Annotated in this window: 18 protein-coding genes; 3 read left to right on the top strand and 15 right to left on the bottom strand. The window is 63.9% G+C overall.

Translation table 11 applies throughout. The features are described 5' to 3' along the window. Positions 1-44: 44 nt before the first annotated feature. From BHMPCIPO_RS22550 to BHMPCIPO_RS22535, 4 genes are all read right to left on the bottom strand, one after another. Positions 45-938 carry an aldose 1-epimerase gene (locus tag BHMPCIPO_RS22550; RefSeq protein ID WP_173519050.1) on the bottom strand — a complete coding sequence of 298 codons (894 nt, stop codon included), beginning with the start codon at positions 936-938 and terminating at the stop codon, positions 45-47. A gap of 3 nt (positions 939-941) precedes the next feature. Further along, complete coding sequence (araH, locus tag BHMPCIPO_RS22545; protein ID WP_173519049.1) at positions 942-1,892, bottom strand: L-arabinose ABC transporter permease AraH; 951 nt, start codon at positions 1,890-1,892, stop codon at positions 942-944. Then, positions 1,889-3,421: an L-arabinose ABC transporter ATP-binding protein AraG gene (gene araG / locus BHMPCIPO_RS22540; protein WP_173519048.1), complete on the bottom strand. Its 1,533-nt coding sequence runs from the start codon at positions 3,419-3,421 to the stop codon at positions 1,889-1,891. Before araG ends, araH begins: the two co-directional genes overlap by 4 nt. Positions 3,422-3,599: 178 nt before the next feature. After that, positions 3,600-4,583, bottom strand: a complete 984-nt coding sequence (locus BHMPCIPO_RS22535; RefSeq protein WP_173519047.1) for an arabinose ABC transporter substrate-binding protein — start codon at positions 4,581-4,583, stop codon at positions 3,600-3,602. 193 nt (positions 4,584-4,776) lie between these two features. Here BHMPCIPO_RS22535 and BHMPCIPO_RS22530 point away from each other — a divergent pair, with 193 nt between their 5' ends. From BHMPCIPO_RS22530 to BHMPCIPO_RS22520, 3 genes are read left to right on the top strand one after another with little or no spacing between them, the layout of a single operon-like run. Then, positions 4,777-5,538, top strand: coding sequence for a FadR/GntR family transcriptional regulator (locus BHMPCIPO_RS22530; protein ID WP_247958784.1), 762 nt, complete (start codon positions 4,777-4,779; stop codon positions 5,536-5,538). A gap of 53 nt (positions 5,539-5,591) precedes the next feature. After that, positions 5,592-6,740 carry a galactonate dehydratase gene (gene dgoD, locus BHMPCIPO_RS22525; RefSeq protein ID WP_173519046.1) on the top strand — a complete coding sequence of 383 codons (1,149 nt, stop codon included), beginning with the start codon at positions 5,592-5,594 and terminating at the stop codon, positions 6,738-6,740. A gap of 11 nt (positions 6,741-6,751) precedes the next feature. Continuing rightward, positions 6,752-7,528 (top strand): SDR family oxidoreductase, encoded by a 777-nt coding sequence (locus tag BHMPCIPO_RS22520; RefSeq protein ID WP_173519045.1) that lies wholly within the window; start codon positions 6,752-6,754, stop codon positions 7,526-7,528. 60 nt (positions 7,529-7,588) lie between these two features. Here the strand turns inward: BHMPCIPO_RS22520 and BHMPCIPO_RS22515 are convergent, their stop codons facing one another. The 11 genes from BHMPCIPO_RS22515 to BHMPCIPO_RS22470 form a co-directional block, all read right to left on the bottom strand. After that, positions 7,589-9,658 carry an ATP-dependent helicase gene (locus BHMPCIPO_RS22515; RefSeq protein ID WP_173520142.1) on the bottom strand — a complete coding sequence of 690 codons (2,070 nt, stop codon included), beginning with the start codon at positions 9,656-9,658 and terminating at the stop codon, positions 7,589-7,591. Positions 9,659-9,970: 312 nt separating this feature from the next. Next, positions 9,971-10,093: a hypothetical protein gene (locus tag BHMPCIPO_RS33505; RefSeq protein WP_282439093.1), complete on the bottom strand. Its 123-nt coding sequence runs from the start codon at positions 10,091-10,093 to the stop codon at positions 9,971-9,973. A 231-nt stretch (positions 10,094-10,324) separates the two neighbouring features. Continuing rightward, on the bottom strand, positions 10,325-11,527 hold the full coding sequence (gene pcaF / locus BHMPCIPO_RS22510; RefSeq protein ID WP_173519044.1) for a 3-oxoadipyl-CoA thiolase: 1,203 nt from the start codon (positions 11,525-11,527) through the stop codon (positions 10,325-10,327). Next, entirely contained in the window at positions 11,520-13,502 is a 1,983-nt protein-coding gene (locus BHMPCIPO_RS22505) for a 3-hydroxyacyl-CoA dehydrogenase NAD-binding domain-containing protein (protein WP_173519043.1), read from the bottom strand. The genes pcaF and BHMPCIPO_RS22505 overlap by 8 nt, the downstream gene beginning before the upstream one ends. An 11-nt stretch (positions 13,503-13,513) precedes the next feature. Further along, positions 13,514-13,909 (bottom strand): RidA family protein, encoded by a 396-nt coding sequence (locus tag BHMPCIPO_RS22500; protein ID WP_173519042.1) that lies wholly within the window; start codon positions 13,907-13,909, stop codon positions 13,514-13,516. Continuing rightward, positions 13,887-14,315: an acyl-CoA thioesterase gene (locus BHMPCIPO_RS22495; RefSeq protein ID WP_173519041.1), complete on the bottom strand. Its 429-nt coding sequence runs from the start codon at positions 14,313-14,315 to the stop codon at positions 13,887-13,889. The genes BHMPCIPO_RS22500 and BHMPCIPO_RS22495 overlap by 23 nt, the downstream gene beginning before the upstream one ends. A gap of 10 nt (positions 14,316-14,325) precedes the next feature. Continuing rightward, positions 14,326-15,513: an acyl-CoA dehydrogenase gene (locus BHMPCIPO_RS22490; protein ID WP_173519040.1), complete on the bottom strand. Its 1,188-nt coding sequence runs from the start codon at positions 15,511-15,513 to the stop codon at positions 14,326-14,328. A gap of 14 nt (positions 15,514-15,527) precedes the next feature. Beyond that, positions 15,528-16,721 (bottom strand): acyl-CoA dehydrogenase family protein, encoded by a 1,194-nt coding sequence (locus tag BHMPCIPO_RS22485; RefSeq protein ID WP_173519039.1) that lies wholly within the window; start codon positions 16,719-16,721, stop codon positions 15,528-15,530. A 2-nt stretch (positions 16,722-16,723) separates the two neighbouring features. After that, entirely contained in the window at positions 16,724-17,566 is an 843-nt protein-coding gene (locus tag BHMPCIPO_RS22480; RefSeq protein ID WP_173519038.1) for an enoyl-CoA hydratase family protein, read from the bottom strand. 2 nt (positions 17,567-17,568) lie between these two features. Next, the gene (locus BHMPCIPO_RS22475; RefSeq protein WP_173519037.1) at positions 17,569-18,345 is read right to left on the bottom strand and encodes an SDR family NAD(P)-dependent oxidoreductase; all 777 of its coding nucleotides are present in this window, start codon (positions 18,343-18,345) and stop codon (positions 17,569-17,571) included. Beyond that, complete coding sequence (locus BHMPCIPO_RS22470; RefSeq protein WP_173520141.1) at positions 18,342-20,663, bottom strand: bifunctional salicylyl-CoA 5-hydroxylase/oxidoreductase; 2,322 nt, start codon at positions 20,661-20,663, stop codon at positions 18,342-18,344. The genes BHMPCIPO_RS22475 and BHMPCIPO_RS22470 overlap by 4 nt, the downstream gene beginning before the upstream one ends. Between the last annotated feature and the right edge of the window lie 142 nt (positions 20,664-20,805).

Raw genomic sequence — 20,805 nt, 5'->3', positions numbered from 1 at the left:
GGTTTTCCGGTCGGGACCGGATGGCCAACCTCCTGAAGGCATAGCTAGGTCGTTGACGGTGCCAGTTGATCGACCCGCAATGTGACGGTGCCGTTCAAGACTTCTCCCAGCGCCAGTCTGACGAGACCGCCGTTTTCGGGCTGGTGGTGGGCGTTCGGTCGGTGGCTCATCGGCTCGAAGCAGAAGAAGTCGGCATCGATGGAGGGCGAATAGAGGACGAAGAAGCGAAAGGTCTCGTCCGCATCCAGCGAAAGCGCAAGGCCGGTTTCCGGCCACTCGATGCGCATCTTGCCGTCCCAGCCCTCGAAGACATTGTTCAGCCAGCCCGGTGGTAGCGGCGCACCGGCCGTGAAGTTCAAATCTTGCGGAACTGGCTGCATTGCGCCCGGCAGGTGGTTCTCCCGTTCCGTCCAATAGCGGTCGGCGTGGGCAAAGAGGCGCATTCCCCGCCGGCGCGGAAAATAGGGATGAAGGCCCAGTCCGTAGGGGAGCGCCCGCGCGGCGCGGTTGGTGATGGCGAGCGAAAGGGTCAGCTTCGCACCATCGATCGTTATCGTCTGCACCGCTTCATAGGCGAAGGGCGTGACGGCGCTTGCCTCCTGCCGGTAGTGCAGCGCAAGCGAATGTCCGTCCCGGCGAAGGATCGACCAGCGCTGAAGCCAGGCATCGCCGTGCAGAACCAGCGCATCGGACGTGTTGGGCGTCAGAGTGTAATCGTGGCCTTCGAAGTGGAAGCCATTGTCCTTAATGCGGTTGCCGAAGGGCACGAGTGGGAAGCACGCTTCGGCGCCGAGCACCTTCGAGGCGAGACCCGGAGCTGGCGTCGGCGCGAGCACCGGCGTGCCACGCCAGCGGACGGCGAGGAGGGCGCCGCCGAGCGGGCTCACTTCGACGGTGAGCCCGTCGTCATTCTCGAGAAGGACGGTGTCTTCCGCCATGCGTTAGCCGCGCCGGCCGGCGGCGGCCGAGCGCAGATTGTCGAGCAGCACGGCCAGCAGAAGGATCAGTCCGCGTACGACATACTGGTAGAAGGCCTGGATGTTGAGCAGGTTCATGACGTTCTCGGCGATGCCCATGATGAGAACGCCGACGATCACGCCGGTCATTGCCGCACGGCCGCCGGCAAGCGAGACGCCGCCGAGCACGCAGGCCGAAATGACCGAGAGCTCGAGGCCCGTCGCCGCATTCGGCTGGCCCGAGGTGATGCGTGAGGCAAGGAGAACGCCGGCAACGGCGCAGACAAGACCCTGCAGCGCAAAGATCCAGATGCGCATGTTGGAGACGTTGACGCCGGCAAGGCGCGAGGCTTCGGGATTGCCGCCGATCGCCAGTGTGTTCTTGCCGAAGACGGTGCGGTTGAGCACGAAGCCGAAGACGACGAAGAAGACGCCCATCACCCAGATCGGCGTCGGGATGCCGAGGAACTTCGACAGCGCCAGCTGGTAGAACCCCGGATCGTTGATGCCAACGGCGCGACCGTCGGAGGCGATCAGTGCGAAGCCGCGCACGATCTGCATGGTGGCAAGCGTCGTGATCAGCGCGTTGATGCGGAAGTGCGCAATCACCACGCCATTGACGAGGCCGACGATGCCACCGCAGATCAGCGCCGCGATGAGGCCGACGAGAATCGAGCCCGAAGCGTTCGAAGCCATGACGGCGGCCATGCCGGAAAAGGCAACGGTGGAGCCGACCGAAAGATCGAAGTCACGCGAGGCGAGGCAGAACATCATCGTACAGGCGACGATGCCGATGGTGACGACCGACTGCAGGAGACCGAGCATGTTGCGCTCCGTCAGGAAGTTCGGAACCGTCAGCGCCACGATGGCGAAGGCGACGGCGAAGATGACGACGAGACCCTGTTCGCCGAGAAGAAGTTTTTTCAGTGAAGTCATGACGGCTGAACCTGCTCGGTTGGAAGTTCGCTGGCGTTTGCCACATCGGGAAGGGCGGCGGCGAGGATGCGGCGTTCGTCGAAATCGGCGCGCGCGATCTCGGCCGCGATCCGGCCCTGGCACATGACGAGGATGCGGTCGGTGATGCCCATCACCTCCGGCAGCTCGCTGGAGATGACGACGATCGCCATGCCTTCCGCGGCGAGATCGTAGAGGATTTCATAGATCTCCGACTTGGCGCCCACGTCGATGCCGCGCGTCGGCTCGTCGATCACGAGCACCTTCACGCCCTGTTCGGAAAGCCAGCGGCCGAGGATGACCTTCTGCTGGTTGCCACCGGAGAGGTTGATGATGTCCTGCTTGCGCGAGGGCGTGCGTATCCGAAGCTTGGCGATGAAGCGGTCGGCAAGCTCCGCTTCCTTCTTGAGATCGAGGACGCCGAAAAGCGAAAAGTGCCGGCGCGACGAGATCGCCATGTTCTCCTCGATGCTGCGCCCCTGGACGATGCCGTCGAACTTGCGGTCCTCCGGGCACAGCACCATGCCGGCGCGGATCGATTGCGGCGGGCTGTCGGCCGGCACCTTCGCACCGTCGATCACGACCGTTCCCTGGTAGCGCGTGTCCGCGCCGTAGACGAGCCGTGCCATTTCGCTGCGGCCGGCACCGATCAGGCCGAAGAAGCCGAGGATTTCGCCGCGCCGGACGGAGAAGCTTAAAGGCGTTTTCAGTTTCGGCCCAGCGATCGCCTCGACGCGCAGGCGCTCGGGTCCGAGATCGCGACCCCGCCAGCCCCAGATGTCGGCGATCTCGCGCCCGACCATCTCGGCGATGATCTGGTCGCGCGTCACCTTGGAAATGTCAGGATGGTGGGCGGCAAGCTTGCCGTCGCGCAATACCGTCAGGCTGTCGCAGAGGCGGAAAATCTCATCGAGGCGGTGGGATACGTAGAGGATCACGGTGCCGTTCGAGCGCAGGCGTTCGATGAGCGCAAAGAGGATTTCGCTTTCTCGCGAGGACAGCGACGATGTCGGCTCGTCGAGCGCAATGACGCGTGCATCGAGCATGACCGCCTTGGCGATCTCGACCATCTGGCGTTCGCCGATCGAGAGCGAAGCAATCTTGGCGGACGGATCGACGTCGATGCCGATTTCCGTAAGCTTCTCGCCGACGACACGGATCAACTGGCGGCGATCGATGACACCGCCCTTGCCGGGGAAGTGGCCGAGCCAGAGATTTTCGGCCACCGTCAGTTCCGGAACGAGCTGCAGTTCCTGATGGATGACGATGACACCGGCCCGAAAGGCATCGCGCACGGAGCGATAGCCTTGCGCCTCGCCTTCAATACGGATCTCACCCTCGTCGGCTGCCTGGTCACCGGACAGCAGGCGGATGAGCGTCGACTTGCCCGCGCCGTTCTCGCCCATGAGACCGTGAACGGCGCCCTTGCGCACGGTAAACGAGACGTCCGACAGCGCCTGGACGCCGGGATAGCCTTTGGAGATGGATCGGAATTCGAGAAAGTCTTGCATGCGCGGCTCCGAGGCGGATTGCCCGGCGGACGAGCCGCCGGGTCGATAGAGCGGGATGAGGAAAAGTGTGCGCGTTTTTCCGCCCGATTCCCGCTCTAAACTACTGGAATCGATCACGTTTATTGTTTTGGGTCGGTCCGACCCAAAACAATCGTGATCTGGTGTCGCGGGACCGCGATCACTCGATGCCGAGGTCCTTGCGTACGGTTTCGTAGTTGTCGCGCAGCGCAAGCTGACCGGCGGTCAGTGTCAGCTTTTCCGGCTCCTTGCCGTTGGCGATCCACTCATACATGTTGAGCGCGGTTTCGTAGCCGTGACGCTTCGGTGAGATGATGACCGTGCCGAAGAAGCCGGTAGCCGTAGGCTTCTTGAACTCGTTGATCGCCGAATCCGCGCCGCCGATGCCGACGCCGATCATGTTGTCGGCGGGAATGCCGACCGTCTCGGTCGCGCGCACGGCGCCGAGCACCGCTTCGTCATTGAGGCCGATCGCGACCCACTTCTTGATGCCGGCGTTCTTGTTCAAGACGATGGTCGAGGCGTTGAGTGCCGCCTCCGTATCGGTCTTGGCCTGCGGCGCGTCGAAGATGTTGGCTTCCGGGAAGCCGTTGGCCTTGAGCACCGAAAGGGCACCCTCGACACGGTCGACCGCCGTCGGGAGCTGGTCGTAGGAAACGCGGATGGCGCCGACGTCCTTCATGTCCCAGCCGCGCTTCTTGACCTCGTCGACGATCGCCTGGCCGACGGCCTCGCCGATCTTCGTCGCGGAAATGCCCATATGCGGAACGTCTTCGATCGGGCTGCCATCGGCGTTGACCAGCCGGTCGTCGACGGTCATCAGCTTGAGTTCGTTGGCGGCGGCCTTGGCGACGATGCCGGGGCCGAGCTTGACATCTGGTGTGCAGACGATGAAGCCCTGCGCGCCCTGGGCGCCGAGGTTGTCGATCGCCGACTGCACCTTCTCGCCGTCTTCGGCGCCGATCTTGACGAGGGTGAAGCCTTTTTCCTTGGCGGCGACGTCGGCGAACTTCCATTCATCCTGGAACCACGGCTCTTCCGGCTGCTTGACGATGAAGCCGATCTTGACGTCGGCAGCAAAGGCCGAGGTAGCCGTGAGCACGGCGACGGTACCAGCCAGAATGGCTGCCTTGATAAAGCGCATGATGTCTCTCCCTGGTGAACTGCCTCCTGCAGTAAGCATTTGTGTATGATGAATCATCATATTCGTCAATTGCCTTTGTATGATGAATGAGCTAGTGGTGTATAACGATAGCAGTGTGCTTCGGCGCGTTGTTGCGTTCCGGCGTCTGCGCTATTCAGCGACGAGGAGATGCGAGGGGAGAGGAAAAGTGGCGGTGGAAGAGCAGCAGGACCAAAGTGCCATTGAGGAGCGCGGCCAGCGCCGCCCCCGCGTTCAAAAGAATGTGACGCGCGCCATCGCCTCGGACATCTGCGCCGATATCTTCCCGGTCGGTTCGTTCCTTCCACGCGAAAACGATCTTTGCGATCGCTATGGCGTCAGCCGGACCGTGATCCGCGAGACCCTGAAGGTGCTGGAATCGAAGGGAATGGTGCGCGGCCGTTCCCGGGTCGGCACGATCGTCTGCAACAAGGACGAATGGAACATCCTCGATTCTCAGGTGCTCGAATGGATCGGTGAACGCATCTTCGAATTCGATCTGTTGAACTGCATTCTGGAGGCGCGCCGGGCGATCGAGCCGGCAGCGGCGGAATTTGCAGCCGAGCGCGCGACCGTGCAGGAGATCGCCGATCTCGAGCGCGCCTGGCAGGGGATGCGTGACGGCGAGCGGGATCTGATCGGTTTCACCGACGCCGACGTCGCCTTTCATACCTGCCTGCTCAAAGCCAGCCACAACCAGGTTTTTCTGCAGCTGGTCGGCATCATCCAGGCAGCGCTGAAGTTCTCGCTGCATGCTTCCAACGAAGTGGCCGATCGTCGTGACGAAGCTGTCGATATTCACGGCGAGCTGGTCGAGGCGCTGCGCCTGCGCGACAAGGCACGGGCGCGCGACTGTTCGATGCGCATGCTCGACCTTGCGGCCCGCGACCTCAAGCTTGCCGTCGAACGTCACCGGCCCGCCCCTTCGGCGCGCTGACCCTTTTTCCTTGCGGCCGTCGCCGCCTTCTTGCACCCAGCGGATATCGCACCATGAAAATCACCAAGCTCACGACCTACATCGTCCCGCCGCGTTGGCTGTTCCTAAAGATCGAGACCGACGAGGGCATCGTCGGCTGGGGCGAGCCGGTCGTCGAGGGGCGTGCGCTGACCGTGGAAGCGGCGGTGAACGAACTCTCGGACTACCTGATTGGCAAGGATCCGCTGCTGATCGAAGATCATTGGCAGGTCATGTACCGCGGCGGCTTCTATCGCGGCGGCGCGGTGCATATGTCCGCGCTTGCCGGCATCGACCAGGCGCTCTGGGACATCAAGGGCAAGGCCTATGGTCAGCCGATCCATGCGCTGCTTGGTGGTCAGGTGCGTGACCGTATCAAGGTCTATTCCTGGATCGGCGGCGACCGTCCGTCGGATGTCGCCAACAATGCCCGCGACGTCGTCGCCCGCGGCTTCAAGGCCATCAAGCTCAATGGCTGCGAGGAAATGCAGATCGTCGACACCTGGGAGAAGGTGGAAAAGGCGGTCGAAACCATCGCGACGATCCGCGAGGCGATCGGCCCGCATATCGGCATCGGCGTCGATTTCCACGGCCGCGTGCACCGGCCGATGGCCAAGGTGCTGGCGAAGGAACTGCAGCCCTTCAACCTGATGTTCATCGAGGAGCCGGTGCTTTCGGAAAATCGCGAGGCGCTGAAGGAAATCGCCAACCATTGCTCGACCCCGATCGCTCTTGGCGAGAGGCTTTATTCGCGATGGGACTTCAAGTCGGTGCTGTCAGACGGCTATGTCGACATCCTGCAGCCGGACCTTTCGCATGCGGGAGGGATTACCGAGTGCCGCAAGATCGCGGCGATGGCGGAAGCCTATGACGTGGCGCTGGCGCCGCATTGCCCGCTCGGACCGATCGCGCTGGCCGCCTGCCTCCAGGTCGACGCCGTGAGCTATAACGCCTTCATCCAGGAACAGAGCCTCGGCATCCACTACAACGAGGCCAACGATATCCTCGACTACATCTCGAATAAGGAAGTGTTCCACTACGCGGATGGTTTCGTGTCGATCCCGCAAGGCCCCGGCCTCGGCATCGAAGTGGACGAACAATATGTCGTCGAACGGGCCAAGGAAGGTCATCGCTGGCGTAATCCGATCTGGCGCCATGCCGACGGCAGCGTCGCCGAGTGGTGAGGAGCGCGGACATGGCGGGTCGTCTCGAGGGCAAGCGCGTCGTCATCACCGGTGCGGCACAGGGCATCGGCCTCGCCATCGCCGAGACCTTCCTTGCGGAAGGCGCGAGCCTCTTCCTCATTGACCGCGACGGCGATCTGCTGGCGAACGAGGCCGTGCGGCTGCGCGCGACGGGCGGAAAGGTCGGCTACACCGCGGCCGATATCACCGATGCGGATGCCATCGAGCAAGCGGTCGCCACTGCCGCCCGTGAGATCGGCCAGCCGAATGCACTCGTCAACAATGCCGGCATCAACGCGTTCTTCGAGCCGCTGAAACTCTCCGATGCTGATTGGCAGCGTTGCTTCGACATCAATCTCAAGGGCGCGTGGAACTGCAGCAAGGCGGTGCTGCCGGGAATGATCGCGGCCGGCGGCGGCGTCATCCTCAACATCGCCTCCACCCACGCCTTCACCATCATTCCGCACACCTTTCCCTACCCCGTCGCCAAGCATGCGCTTCTCGGCATGACCAAGGCGCTGGGGCTGGAATATGCCGGCCAGGCCGTGCGGGTGAATGCACTGGCACCGGGATATGTCAGGACTCAGAAGGTCGTGGATTACTGGAACAGCTTTCCGGACCCGGTCGCGGCGGAGGCGGAAACGATGAAGCTCCATCCCGGCGGCCGCATCGCCACGCCGGAGGAAATCGCCAAGGCGGCACTCTTCATGATTTCGGACGAGTGCCCGTTCATGAACGCCACCTGCCTCACGGTCGATGGCGGAATGAGCGTACTGCACCATCCGTGAGACGCAGGAACATACTGAAATACGCGCCGTTTCCTGCGGATCGCGGTCGCGGGCTCGTCCTCACTTCCACATGGAGCGCATCCGGGCTCCGACATCGATGCGGATCTGCTTGGCGCTGCGTTCGCCGGCGGCCGCCGAGATCTTCGGCCAGTTCGTCGTCTCGAAGAACTGCAGCAGCGTCGCTGGAATGAAGCGGGTTCTTGACGCGTAAACATGCCGGTCGCCCTGGCTGTTTTGGCCGTAGGTGAAAAACCTCTGCGGCGTCACCAGCGCGAGGTGGTCGCGCGCCCGCGTCATGCCGACATAAAGCAGCCGCCGCTCCTCTTCGAGCTCGGCCGTCGTGCCGACGCCCAAGTCGGACGGAATGCAGCCGTCGACGACATTGAGCATGAAGACCGAGCGCCATTCCTGTCCCTTGGCCGAGTGAATGGTCGAGAGGATCAGATAGTCCTCGTCGAGCAGCGGCAGGCCTGCCTGGTCGCTGGTGGCGTCCGGCGGATCCAGCGTCAATTCGGTCAGGAATCGTTCCCGGTTCTGGTAGCCGCCGGCAATCTGCTCGAGCTGCAGGAGATCGGCCTTGCGCGTTTCGGCGTCTTCGTGGATGCGGTCGAGGTGGGGTTCGTACCAGGCCCGCGCCGTCGCGATTTCTCCCGGCCATCCGGTGTCGGCTTTGCGGAGGGCGCAAACGAGATCGACGAAGCTTGCCCAATCTTCTCCGGTCTTCGGTGGCGCCGGGATTTCTGCGAGCGCTGCGAGCGGCTCCGGATCGGCGGCGATCGCGTCGAGGATCTTGCCCGCGGTCTGTGGGCCGATTCCGGGCAGCATCTGCAACAGACGGAAGCCGGCGACCCGGTCACGCGGGTTCTGCGCGAACCGCAAGGTTGCCAGCAGATCCTTGACATGGGCGCTGTCGAGAAACTTGAGGCCGCCGAACTTCACGAAGGGAATGTTGCGGCGGGTAAGCTCGACTTCGAGCGTGCCGCTGTGGTTGGCAGAGCGAAACAGCACTGCCTGCTGCTTCAGCGCCATGCCGACCTCACGGTTGGCAAGAACCTGCTCGACGATGTAGGCGGCCTGATCCGTTTCGTCCTTGACGGTGACAAGCTGAGGGCGCTGCTCCGACTGCCGGTCCGTCCAGAGGTTCTTGGTGAACCGCTCCCGCGCAAGCCCGATGACGCCATTGGCGGCCGCAAGAATCGGCTGGGTCGAGCGATAATTTCGATCGAGCGTGATGACGTCGGCCGGCTGCGGCGAAAACGCACTCGGGAAATCGAGGATGTTGCGGACCGTCGCGGCCCGGAAGGAATAGATCGATTGGGCGTCGTCGCCGACGACCGTCAGGCCATGGCCCTCGGGCTTGAGCGACAGCAGGATCGAGGCCTGAAGGCGGTTCGTATCCTGATATTCATCGACCAGGATATGTTCGAATCGGCTGCTGATGTCCTGCGCCAGTTCCGCATCGGAAACCATCTGCGCCCAGTAGAGAAGCAGATCGTCGTAGTCGAGCACGTTCTGCGCCTGCTTGGCCTCCACATAGCCGGCAAACAGTTCCTTCAGTTGCTGTTCCCAGCTCGTGGCCCAGGGATAGGCCGTCTTCAGCACGTCGATGATCGAGCTGTCCGAATTCACAACGCGCGAATAGATCGCAAGGCATGTGCCCTTTGTCGGAAAGCGGCTTTCCATCTTGGAGAAGCCGAGCTCGTGGCGGACGAGGTTCATGAGATCGGCGCTGTCTTCGCGATCATGGATGGTGAAATCCGGGTCGAGGCCGATCTGTTCGGCATAGATCCTGAGGATGCGCGCACCAATCCCGTGGAACGTGCCGGTCCAGGAAAGCGCATCGGTCATGACGGCGGCATTATCGCCGAGCACCTGGCGGCAGATGCGCCCGACCCGGCGCGTCATTTCCGCGGCGGCGCGGCGGGAAAAGGTCATCAGCAGGATGCGGCGCGGGTCCGCGCCATTCACGATCAGATGTCCCACCCGGTGGGCGAGCGTGTTCGTCTTGCCCGAACCGGCACCGGCGATGATCAGCAGAGGGCCGCCGACTTCGCCTTGCGGCAATCCCACACCATGCACCACCGCCTCGCGCTGGCGGTCGTTCAGTTTTTCGAGATAGGCGGCGCTCATTCGTGTCCAGGCGTTGTCAGCAAGATTCCCCAATTCCTCGCGCCGTTTCATCTCTTTGAAAGACTTCACGGATTCCGCTTCGTAGCCGCAGACTCGCCGCGCGAAGCAGATGACTCGGAACAAAAATGGAACGTATCAGCTTCGTTCGCCGCTGCAAAGCCGGCACGCCGGCTTTCACCGGTTGCGATGCAGGAGCTGAGCCGTGGACGGTGGGATTTTTGATCTCAAGAACGAGATCCCGGACTGTTGATCTCGGCATCCGGAAAGATCTGCACCTTCGGTGCACCGCACAGGCTCAACCGTTTGCGACGCTCAGATCGCCCGGGTCACGACCTGTGCCGCGACCGATACCAAAAGGGCAGCCAAAGCGACGGCCGTGCCAAAGCGCACGATCTTCATGCGGCGCCCGCGTGCGCCATCCCAATCATAGCCCATCATTGCTCTCCCCTCGGCATCATGCCTGACAGGATGGTGGCTGGATTTGGTAACGGGGGCGTAAACTTATGGACGCTATTTCTGAGCGTCGATGGCGCGCCTCTGCACGCGAGGTGCTGGCCGTGGAACGTACCTCCCGCCCGCGCAATCGGGCGCGAACGGAAGGCGGTTCGCCTCGGCCGCCCGGCGGTCGGGTCGGCCGTTGGACATCGATGTTCCGGGAAGCGGGCGTCACGGCCGCGTCAGCAGCATCGAGATGCCCTGTCCGACGCCGATGCACATGGTGGCGACCGCACGCTTCGCATCTTGCGCCTCGAGCTCCAATGCCGCCGTCAGCGCCAGGCGCGCGCCGGACATGCCCAGCGGATGGCCGAGCGCGATGGCGCCGCCATTCGGATTGACGTGGGGCGCATCGTCGGCAAGCCCGAGTTGACGCATGCAGGCGAGAGCCTGCGCCGCGAAGGCCTCGTTCAGTTCGACGATATCGATGTCGCCGATGCCAAGGCCAAAGCGCTCCAGGAGCTTGCGTGTGGAAAAGACCGGGCCGATGCCCATGATGAGCGGCGCAACACCCGCGGTTGCCATCCCGTCGACCCGTGCGAGAGGCCGAAGGCCGTAGCGCTCGACGGCGCGGGCGGAGGCAACGATGAGCGCGGCCGCGCCATCGTTGACGCCGGAGGCGTTGCCGGCGGTCACCGAGCCATTGACGCGGAACGGCGTCGGCAGGCCGGCAAGCTTTTCGATCGTCGTTTCGCGCGGATGCTCGTCTCCTTCGACGAGCGTCGTCTCACCCTTGCGTCCCTTGATCGCGTAGGGAGCGATTTCGCGGGCGAACCGGCCGCTCTTTTGTGCGGCCGCGGCACGCGCCTGGCTGCGCAGCGCAAAACCATCCTGGTCGGCCCGCGAGATTGAAAACTCGGCGGCGACGTTCTCAGCCGTCTCCGGCATGGAGTCGATGCCGTAGAGGTCCTTCATGACGGGATTGAGAAAGCGCCAGCCGATGGTCGTATCGTGGATCTCGGTGCTGCGCTGGAACGGGCCTTCGGCCTTCGGCATGACGAAGGGCGCGCGCGACATGCTCTCGACGCCGCCGGCGACAACGACCTCCGCCTCGCCGAGCCGGATCGCGCGGGCGGCATAGCCGACTGCATCCAGCCCGGAGCCGCAGAGCCTGTTGATCGTCGTTCCGGCAACCGTATCCGGCAATCCCGCAAGCAAGGAGGCCATGCGCGCGACGTTGCGGTTGTCTTCGCCCGCCTGGTTGGCACAGCCGAGCACGACCTCGTCGACCGCTTCGGCCGGCACGGACGCAACACGCGCCAGCGCCTCGCGGATCACGCGGGCCGCAAGATCGTCCGGGCGCGCGCTCGCGAGCGCGCCGCCATAACGGCCGATGGGGGTGCGGACGCCGCCGACGATATAGGCTTCACCCATGGGATTTGTCCTTGCTTTGCTCTGCGGCGAACATTGGCCCGCCCTTGTGCGCGGGAAAGCCGTAGCCATTGATCAGCACCAGATCGATGTCGCCGGGACGCGCGGCAATGCCTTCTGCCAGCAGGGCCGTTCCCTCGTCGGCCATCGCCTTCAAAAGCCGGCTCATGATCTCGTCCGCGGTGAAATCGCGCGGCGTGATGTTCTTCACCGCTCGCGCCGCTTCGATCACCGCCGTAACCTCGGGATCGGCGGTGCGCTCGCCATCGGGATAGGCGTACCAGCCGCGCCCGCTCTTGCGGCCGAGACGTCCCGCTTCGCAGAGCCTGTCAGCGATCTCGACATAACGCGCGGCGGGGTCGCGTGTCGCCGCCTGGCGCTTGCGGCGCGCCCAGGCGATCTCGAGCCCGGCCATGTCGTTGACGGCGAAGATCCCCATCGGAAAACCATAGGCCTCGAGCGCGGCATCGATCTCCTGCGGCAGTGCCCCATCCTCCAGCATGAACTCCGCCTCGCGGCGATAGGCGGAGAAGATGCGGTTGCCGATGAAACCTTCGGTCACACCGCAAACGATCGGCAGCTTGCCGAGGCGTTTGACGAAGGCAAGGGCCGTCGCCAGCACGCCGGGCGCTGTCCTGGCGCAATCGACGACTTCGACGAGCCGCATGACGTTGGCGGGCGAGAAGAAGTGCAGGCCGACAACGCGCGAGGGATCGACTGTCGCCGCGGCAATCGCATCAGGGTCGAGGTAGCTGGTGTTGGTTGCGAGAATGGCGCTGGGGGCGACGATGCCGTCGAGCCTCTGAAACAGTTCCGTCTTGACCTCGATATCGTCGAACACCGCTTCGATGACGAGGCCGGCTTTCGCGAGGTCTCTCGCTTCTGTGGTTGTCCGCAGCCGCGCGAGGCAGTCGTTGCGGCCGGCCACCGTCAGCCGTCCGGAGCGCACGGTCCTGTCGAGGGTCTCGGTAATGCGTGCCCGCCCGCTGGCGGCAGCTTCTTCCGTCTGCTCGAGTGCCACCACGCGATAGCCGGAGACCAGGGCGGAAACGGCGATACCGGATCCCATCAGCCCCGTGCCAACCACGCCGACCGTCTCGATCGGCCTGGGCGATACCGTGTCGAGTCCCTCGACCTTGCCGGCGGCGCGCTCGGCAAAGAACACGTGCCGGAGCGCCGCGGACTCTGCTGAATCACGCAAACGCAGGAAGCTTGCCCGTTCCTCAGTCAGCCCTTGTTTCAGGTCGACTTCGCCGGCCGCCTTGACGAGGCGAACCGCCTCGGCGGGAGCCGCTTGGCCCCGGGCTTTTGCCAGGACCTTTGCTTCCGCTGCGCCGATTGCAGCGGCGTCCGCCGAGGGAACGGCGATCATGCCGGTCCGACGGAGCGGCTTGCCGACATGGGCCTGCACAAAAGCCAATGCAGCATCTACCGGATCGGCGGCAATGCTGTCGGCAAGGCCAAGCGTAACAGATTCGGCTGCCTTGACGGCCCGTCCGGTACCAATGAGATCGATCGCCGCGATCATGCCGATCAGACGCGGCAGGCGCTGCGTGCCGCCGGCGCCCGGGACAAGGCCGAGTTTGACTTCGGGCAGACCGAACGATGCTTTCCCGCCGGCAACGCGGCCATGGCAGGCGAGCGCCACCTCGCAGCCGCCGCCAAGGGCCGCACCATTGACGGCCGAGACGACTGGCTTGCCGAATGTCTCGATACGCTCGATCACCTCCGGAAGCGTCGGCTCGATCGGTGGTTTGCCGAACTCCCTGATATCGGCGCCACCGATGAAGGTGTTGCCGGCGCCCGTGATCACGACGCCTGCGACCGCTGGAAGATTGGCCGCATGATCGAGCGCCGCCACCAGGCCGGAGCGAACATGCGCGGACAACGCATTGACGGGCGGGTTATCGATGGTGACGACGAGGACACCCGCTTCAAGGCGGGCGGAAACGCTCTCGGAAAATCGGATCTCAGCCATGTCGGCAAGTCTCAATCAGGAACGACGGCGGTGGCCTGGATCTCGATCTTGGCGCGGTCTTCGACGAGCGCCACCACCTGCATCGCGGCCATGGCCGGGAAATGCCGGCCGATGATCTCGCGATAGGCCTGGCCAATGCCGCGAAGGTTGCCGACATATTCCTGCTTGTCGGTGAAGTACCAGGTCATCGTGGTGATGTGATGCGGCTCGGCGCCGCCGGCGGCGAGCACCGCGACGACGTTCTTCAGCGTCTGGCGCACCTGCTCGACGAAATCGTCGGTCTCGAACTCGGACTGCGCGTTCCAGCCAATCTGGCCGCCGACGAAAACGGTGCGGCCCGTTGCAGCCACGCCGTTGGCATAGCCGATGGGCTTTGCCCAACCTTCAGGTTGCAGGATGGTGTGCATCGGTCGTCTCCAGATGTTGTGTCAGCGCGGCGCGGATGTCGTCCGGCCATGCAAAAGAAGCGTGATTGTCGAGCGAGGTGGCAACGACCCGCTGTTTCGCCGTCCAAAGCACGGTGTCTCTCGCCGAGACCCTATGCTCCATATCGAGCGACGACCGGCCGATACCACGGACCGCCAGCGCAAAATCGAGCTCGTCGCCCTGGAAGCCGGGGCGAACGAAGGTAAGATCGAGGCGCACCGTCGGCACGCCGATCCGCCGCTCGTCGTTCATCGCCTTCCAGGGAAAGCCGAGCGACGCGAAGAAGTCCTCCGTCACTCCGACGAGGATGTTGAGGTAGGACGGGAAATAGGCGATCCCCGAGGGATCGCAGTCTCCGAAACGCAGCGGTCTCTTGGTCCTGAACATGGATCCGACCTCAGTTCGCGAAAGCGGCGATGCCGGTGATGGCGCGACCGAGGATCAGTGCGTGGATGTCGTGCGTGCCCTCATAGGTGTTGACCACTTCGAGATTGACGAGATGGCGGGCCACCGGAAACTCGTCCGAAATGCCGTTGCCGCCGAGCATGTCGCGCGCGATCCTGGCGATCTCCAGCGCTTTGCCGCAGGAGTTCCGCTTGAGGATCGACGTTAGCTCGACCGGCGGATTTCCCTCCTCCTTCATCCGTCCGAGGCGCAAACACCCCTGGAGACCAAGAGCAATCTCCGTCGCCATGTCCGCGAGTTTCTTCTGGATCAACTGATTGGCGGCAAGCGGCCGGCCGAACTGCTTGCGGTCGATCACGTATTGGCGTGCCGTCTCGTAGCAGGACTCGGCTGCACCAAGGGCGCCCCAGGCGATGCCGAAACGGGCGGAGTTGAGGCAGGTGAAGGGGCCTTTCAAACCGGTTACGCCAGGCAGCATGTTTTCGTCCGGAACGAAGACCTCGTCCATGACGATCTGGCCGGTGATCGATGCCCGCAGACCCACCTTGCCGTGGATTGCCGGTGCGCTCAGACCCTTCCATCCCTTTTCGAGGATGAAGCCACGGATCGCGCCATCGGCGGTTTTTGCCCAGACGACGAAGACGTCGGCGATCGGGGCGTTGGAGATCCAGGTCTTGGAGCCGGAGAGCAGATAACCGCCATCGACCTTGGCGGCTTTGGTGATCATCGAGCCGGGATCGGAGCCATGGTCGGGTTCGGTCAGGCCGAAGCAGCCGATCTTGGTGCCGGCAATCAGGCCAGGCAGGTATTTGCGCTTCTGGTCTTCGCTGCCGAATGTGTAGATCGGCACGATCACCAGGGACGACTGCACGCTCATCATCGAGCGGTAACCGCTGTCGATGCGCTCGATCTCGCGGGCGATCAGGCCGTAGGAGACATAGTTGAGGCCGGCCCCGCCATACGCCTCTGACACCATCGGCCCCAGCAGGCCGAGTTCGCCCATCTCGGCGAAGATCGACGGGTCGGTCTTTTCGTGGCGGAAGGCCTCCTGCACGCGCGGCGCCAGCCGATCTTCGGCATAGCCTTGCGCGGTGCGCCGCACCATGCGTTCTTCCTCGGTTAACTGCGCATCCAGGTTGAATGGATCCTGCCAGTCGAATGACGCCTTCGAACCATGCATGTTCGACATCCCCTTCATGATCGGCCCTTCATCAGCTCGCGGCCGATGATGAGCTTTTGAACCTCGGTCGCGCCCTCGTAGATCCTGAGCGCGCGGATCTCGCGATAGAGCCGTTCGGTGATTTCGCCGACGCGCACGCCGCGACCGCCAAAGAGCTGCAGAGCCTGGTCGATGACCCATTGCGCGTTCTCCGTCGCGGTCATCTTGGCCATCGCCGCTTCGCGCGTCGTCGGCCGCTTCCGCACGTCGCGTTGCCACGCTGTGCGGCAGGTGAGAAGTGCTGCAGCGTCGATTGCGGTCGCCATCTCGCCAAGCGTGCTTTGCGCCGTCGGCAGATCGGCAAGGGTCGCGCCGAACATCTTGCGGTTCTTTGCATGCGCCACCGCCTCGTCGAGCGCGCGGCGGGCAAAACCGATCGCGGCCGCCGCGACGGACGGGCGGAAGATGTCGAGCGTGCGCATGGCGATCTTGAAGCCTTCACCAGGGGACCCGAGAAGCTGCGAGGCCGGGATGCGGCAATTGTCGAAGCGGAGCCGAGCAAGCGGATGCGGCGCGATCGTCTCGATGCGTTCGGCGATAGTGAAGCCGGGCGTGTCGGCGAAAACCACGAAGGCGGAAATGCCGCGTGTGCCGGGCGCTTCGCCGGTGCGGGCAAAGACGGTGTAGACGTCGGCAATGCCGCCGTTCGAGATCCAGGTTTTCTCGCCATCGAGCACGAAGTGATCACCGTCGCGGTGCGCTGCACAGGCCATGGCCGCCACATCCGATCCCGCCTCGGGTTCGGAAAGCGCAAAGGCGGAAATCCACTCGCCGCGGGCGACCTTCTGCAGAACCGTCCGCTTCAGCGCCTCGGGGCCGGAAAGGCTGATCGCGCCGGTGCCGAGCCCCTGCATGGCGAAGGCGAAGTCGGCAAGGCCGTCGGTATAGGCAAGGGTCTCGCGAATGAGGCAGAGCGCGCGGCTGTCGATGTCTTCGCTCACGCCGCCGAAGGCTTTCGGCACGCAATGGCGAAGCACGCCTGCGCTGCCCAGCGCTGCGACCAGATGTTTGCAGGCGGCATCGGCGTCTGCATGATCGATTTCGCCGAGGCCGCCACGGGCTACGAAGTCATCCAGCTCGGCGGCAAGCGCGCGGTGGCTGTCGTCGTAGAACGGCCAGTCGAGATGGTCGCGTGTCGGTGAGCCCAGAACCGTATCATGGGACCCCATGCTTAGTTCCCCTTGAATTCCGGCTTCGCCTTGGCGGCAAAGGCCTCGAAGGCGCGGCGGAAGTCCCCGGTCGCCATGCAGATCGCCTGAGCTTGGGCTTCCGATTCAATCAGTTGGTCGATGCCCATCGCCCATTCCTGGTCGAGCATCTTCTTCGTCATCGCATGGGCGAACCAGGGGCCGTCGGCGATGCTGCGCGCGAACTTCTGCGCCTCGCCAAGCATCGACGGGCGCTCGTGCAGCGCGTTGTAGAAGCCCCAGGCATGTCCCTCCGTCGCGGTCATCACCCGCCCGGTGAAAAGCAGTTCTGTCGCACGGCCCTGGCCGATGATGCGGGGAAGAATGCCACAGGCGCCCATGTCGGCACCCGCCAGCCCGACACGGGTGAAGAGAAAGGCGGTCTTCGCCTCCGGTGTCGCCAAGCGGAAATCGGAAGCCATCGCCAGGATCGCCCCGGCGCCGGCGCAGATACCGTCGACCGCAGCGATGACCGGCTGCGGGCAGGCGCGGATCTGGCGGACCAGTTCGCCGGTCATGCGGGTGAAATCCAGGAGATCGGGCATCGACATGCGCGTCAGCGGTTCGATGATCTCGAAGACATCGCCGCCCGAGGAGAAGTTGCCGTTGGCGCCCGTCAACACCACGGCGCGCACGTCGCTGGCGCGGGCGAGTGAGCGGAAGAGATCGCAAAGTTCCTCGTAGCTCTCGAAGGTCAGCGGGTTCTTCTTTGCCGGGCGGTTGAGCGTGATCGTCGCAACCCTGCCGTCGGCATCCGTTTCGAACAGGAAGTGTTTGGCCTTGTGGTCTTTGAAGGCGCGCTTCTTGGCCTGCATCGGGTTTGTCATTTCTATCCTCCAAGAACTTCGCCGCCGGCAACGGCGATCGCCTGGCCGGTAATCGCGGTTGCCTTTTCCGATACGAGCCAGGAGACGGTGTTGGCCACCTCATCCGGTGTCACCAGGCGCCCTTGCGGGTTGGATCGGGCAAGGCTGGCACGGGCTTCCTCGCGCGAACGACCGGTCTTTTCGCTGATCGTATCGAGCGCGCCGTCGATCAGCGGCGTGTCGGTAAACCCGGGGCAAACGGCATTGACGGTCACGTCGGTCCGGGCAAGCTCGAGCGCCAGTGCGCGCGTCAGGCCGATGACGCCATGCTTCGAGGCGCAATAGGCGGAAACATAGGCGTAGCCGGTAAGGCCCGCGGTGCTTGCAACATTGACGATCCGGCCGTTGCCGGCGCGGCGAACCGAGGCAAGGGCTGCCTGCGTCACGAGAAAGACCCCGGTCAGGTTGATCGAGAGCACCCGCTGCCAGAGTGCGAGATCGGTCTTCTCGAACGGGGTCGAGGGTGCCTCGCCAGCGCAGTTGACGAGAACGGCGATGTCTCCGGCTTCAGCGATCGCGGCCGCAATGCCCTGCTCAACGGCCTCCGGGTTGGTCACATCGAAGCCGTCGCGGACAAAGGCTTGTCCGCCCGCAGCGACGATTTCGTCCCGTACGGCTTCGAGTGGCAGAGCGCGGCGTCCGGCGAGGCTGACGACATGGCCTTCGGCGGCGAGCGCCAGCGCGATCGCCTTGCCGATGCCGCTGCCGGCGCCTGTGACGAGGGCGTGCCTTTTGCTCATGGCTTGCCCGCCGAAGTCGCCGCACGCGCCAGATTGTTCACATATTGCGCCCGGGCGGAGTGGTACTGCTTCGGCCAGGGCTGGCCGTCATAGCCGATCTTTGCCGCCTCATGCATGACGAAGGAGGGGTCGGCCAGATGCGGACGCGCTATCGCGCAGAGGTCGGCGCGACCGGCGGCGATGATCGAATTGGCGTGGTCGGCCTCGGAAATCGCCCCGACGGCGATGGTCGGGACCTGGATCTCGTTGCGGATCTTGTCGGAAAACGGCGTCTGAAACAGCCGGCCATAAATCGGCTTTTCTTCCTTCACCACTTGACCGGACGAGCAGTCGATCATGTCGGCGCCGGCCTCCTTGAACAGACGGGCGAAGATCGCCGCGTCCTCCGGTGTGTTGCCGCCCTCGTGCCAGTCGTGCGTCGAGAGGCGCACCGACATCGGCCTGTCATCTGGCCACGCCTTGCGGACCGCGCGGAAGACTTCGAGCGGGAAGCGGGCTCGCGCCGCATGATCGCCACCATATTCGTCGGTGCGCAGATTGGTGAGCGGCGACAGGAAACTCGACAGCAGGTAACCGTGCGCCGCGTGCAGTTCGAGGATGTCGAAGCCGAGATCGCGGGCGCGCTCGGTGGCCCGCACGAAGTCGGCCACGACGCGGTCCATGTCGGCACGGGTCATTTCGCGCGGCGTGTCGGAATGCTTAAGATAGGGCAGGGCGGACGCGGAAATGAGCGGCCAGCCGCCCTCGCTCAAGGGCTGGTCGATCCCCTCCCATGGCACCCTGGTAGCGCCCTTGCGCCCGGCGTGGCCGAGCTGGATGCCGATCTTGGCGGGGGTTTGCTGGTGCACAAAGTCGACGATGCGCTTGAAAGCTAATGTCTGCGCGTCGTTCCAGAGCCCCAGGCATCCGGGCGTGATGCGGGCATCGGCCGAGACGCAGGTCATTTCCGGGAAGACGAGAGCAGCCCCTCCCATGGCGCGTGCGCCGAGATGCACCAGGTGAAAATCGTTCGGCACGCCGTCGGTCGCCGAATACATCGCCATTGGCGAAACCACGATGCGGTTCTTGAGCGTCAGGCCGCGGAGCCGGAATGGCGTGAACATCGGCGGCGGGACCGCCCCGTTTGCGGCCGGCTCGACGCCGGCGCGTTCGGCAAACCAGCGCTCGAAGCTTTCGAGCCAGTGCTTGTCGCGCAGGCGAAGGTTTTCGTGGCTGATGCGCTGCGAGCGGGTCAGCATCGAATACATGAACTGTTCGGGCTCCAGCGTGTCGGCATAGCGCGTGCCGACCACTTCGAACCATTCCATCGCGTTGCGGGCCGCATTCTGGATGCGGGCCACATCGACGCGGCGCACCTCCTCATAGGCAGCGAGCACCGCGGGGATATTGGCCTTGTCGTGGCCGAGGATGTCGAACTGCCGGGTGAGCTCGATCGCATCGTCGATGGCAAGCTTGGTGCCCGAGCCGATGGCGAAGTGGGCGGTGTGGGCACTGTCGCCCATCAAGACGACGTGGCTCCGGCCGTTGAAGTGGCTCCACTTCTCGCAGATCAGGCGGCCGAAGTTCAGCCAGGCGGAGCCGCGCAGGTGCCGCGCATTGGTCATCAGCCTGTGGCCGTCGAGGGTTTCGGCAAAGAGCTTCTCGCAGAACGCGATCGACTGGTCCTGGTCCATCCGGTCGAGGCCATGGGCCTTGAACACTTCGTCGGTGGTCTCGACGATGAAGGTCGAGGTATTTTCGTCGAAGCGGTAGATATGTGCCTGGAACCAGCCATGTTCGGTGCGCTGGAAGTCGAAGGTGAAGGCGTCGAACTTTTTGTTCGTGCCGAGCCAGACATAGCGGTTCGGCCGAACGACCATGTCGGGTCGGAAGACGTCTGCATATTTGTTGCGAATTCGCGAGTTGACACCATCGGAAGCAATGATCAGGTCCGCATCGGAAAACTGCTCGTCACTTTCGACGTCCCGCTCGAACAGGAGCTCGACGCCGAGTTCGAGGCAGCGGTTCTGGAGGATGTTGAGCATCTTCTTGCGGCCGATGCCGACGAAACCGTGGCCGGTCGTGCGGATCTTGCGGCCCTTGAAGACCAGCTCGATATCGTCCCAGTGGTTGAACGAGACCTCGATCGCCTCGGCCGTCTCCGGATCCCATTGCCGCATCGACTGCATGGTCTGATCGGAGAAGACGACGCCCCAGCCGAAGGTATCGAAGGCGCGGTTCCGCTCGACAACGGTGACGTGGTGTTCCGGGTGCTGGCGCTTCATCAAAAGCGCAAAATACAGGCCCGCCGGCCCGCCACCGATACAGACGATCCGCATATGGTTCTCCTCCCGAGCTCCGGCCGCGCGTGTCGCCGTCGAGATGCCGTCGACCGTCATCCCGGACTGCTGGGAACAGGTTGGACTCGTTCGGGAGAAATTTCAAGCTTAAAATTGTTTGGGCAAATGCGACGCCAGCGCG

Source organism: Ensifer sesbaniae (assembly GCF_013283665.1).
In the GTDB taxonomy this organism is placed as follows: domain Bacteria; phylum Pseudomonadota; class Alphaproteobacteria; order Rhizobiales; family Rhizobiaceae; genus Ensifer; species Ensifer sesbaniae.
This window is presented reverse-complemented; position numbering and strand designations above follow the sequence as displayed.

Excerpts from the sequence above, each read along its gene's own strand:
- BHMPCIPO_RS22475 (WP_173519037.1), bottom strand. The coding sequence starts at position 18,345 with ATGAGCAAAAGGCACGCCCTCGTCACAGGCGCCGGCAGCGGCATCGGC.
- BHMPCIPO_RS22485 (WP_173519039.1), bottom strand. The coding sequence starts at position 16,721 with ATGGGGTCCCATGATACGGTTCTGGGCTCACCGACACGCGACCATCTC.
- BHMPCIPO_RS22520 (WP_173519045.1), top strand. The coding sequence starts at position 6,752 with ATGGCGGGTCGTCTCGAGGGCAAGCGCGTCGTCATCACCGGTGCGGCA.
- BHMPCIPO_RS22535 (WP_173519047.1), bottom strand. The coding sequence starts at position 4,583 with ATGCGCTTTATCAAGGCAGCCATTCTGGCTGGTACCGTCGCCGTGCTC.
- BHMPCIPO_RS22470 (WP_173520141.1), bottom strand. The coding sequence starts at position 20,663 with ATGCGGATCGTCTGTATCGGTGGCGGGCCGGCGGGCCTGTATTTTGCG.
- BHMPCIPO_RS22505 (WP_173519043.1), bottom strand. The coding sequence starts at position 13,502 with ATGGCTGAGATCCGATTTTCCGAGAGCGTTTCCGCCCGCCTTGAAGCG.
- BHMPCIPO_RS22490 (WP_173519040.1), bottom strand. The coding sequence starts at position 15,513 with ATGCATGGTTCGAAGGCGTCATTCGACTGGCAGGATCCATTCAACCTG.
- BHMPCIPO_RS22550 (WP_173519050.1), bottom strand. The coding sequence starts at position 938 with ATGGCGGAAGACACCGTCCTTCTCGAGAATGACGACGGGCTCACCGTC.
- araG (WP_173519048.1), bottom strand. The coding sequence starts at position 3,421 with ATGCAAGACTTTCTCGAATTCCGATCCATCTCCAAAGGCTATCCCGGC.
- BHMPCIPO_RS33505 (WP_282439093.1), bottom strand. The coding sequence starts at position 10,093 with ATGGGCTATGATTGGGATGGCGCACGCGGGCGCCGCATGAAGATCGTG.
- BHMPCIPO_RS22500 (WP_173519042.1), bottom strand. The coding sequence starts at position 13,909 with ATGCACACCATCCTGCAACCTGAAGGTTGGGCAAAGCCCATCGGCTAT.
- BHMPCIPO_RS22480 (WP_173519038.1), bottom strand. The coding sequence starts at position 17,566 with ATGACAAACCCGATGCAGGCCAAGAAGCGCGCCTTCAAAGACCACAAG.
- BHMPCIPO_RS22515 (WP_173520142.1), bottom strand. The coding sequence starts at position 9,658 with ATGAGCGCCGCCTATCTCGAAAAACTGAACGACCGCCAGCGCGAGGCG.
- pcaF (WP_173519044.1), bottom strand. The coding sequence starts at position 11,527 with ATGGGTGAAGCCTATATCGTCGGCGGCGTCCGCACCCCCATCGGCCGT.
- dgoD (WP_173519046.1), top strand. The coding sequence starts at position 5,592 with ATGAAAATCACCAAGCTCACGACCTACATCGTCCCGCCGCGTTGGCTG.
- araH (WP_173519049.1), bottom strand. The coding sequence starts at position 1,892 with ATGACTTCACTGAAAAAACTTCTTCTCGGCGAACAGGGTCTCGTCGTC.
- BHMPCIPO_RS22495 (WP_173519041.1), bottom strand. The coding sequence starts at position 14,315 with ATGTTCAGGACCAAGAGACCGCTGCGTTTCGGAGACTGCGATCCCTCG.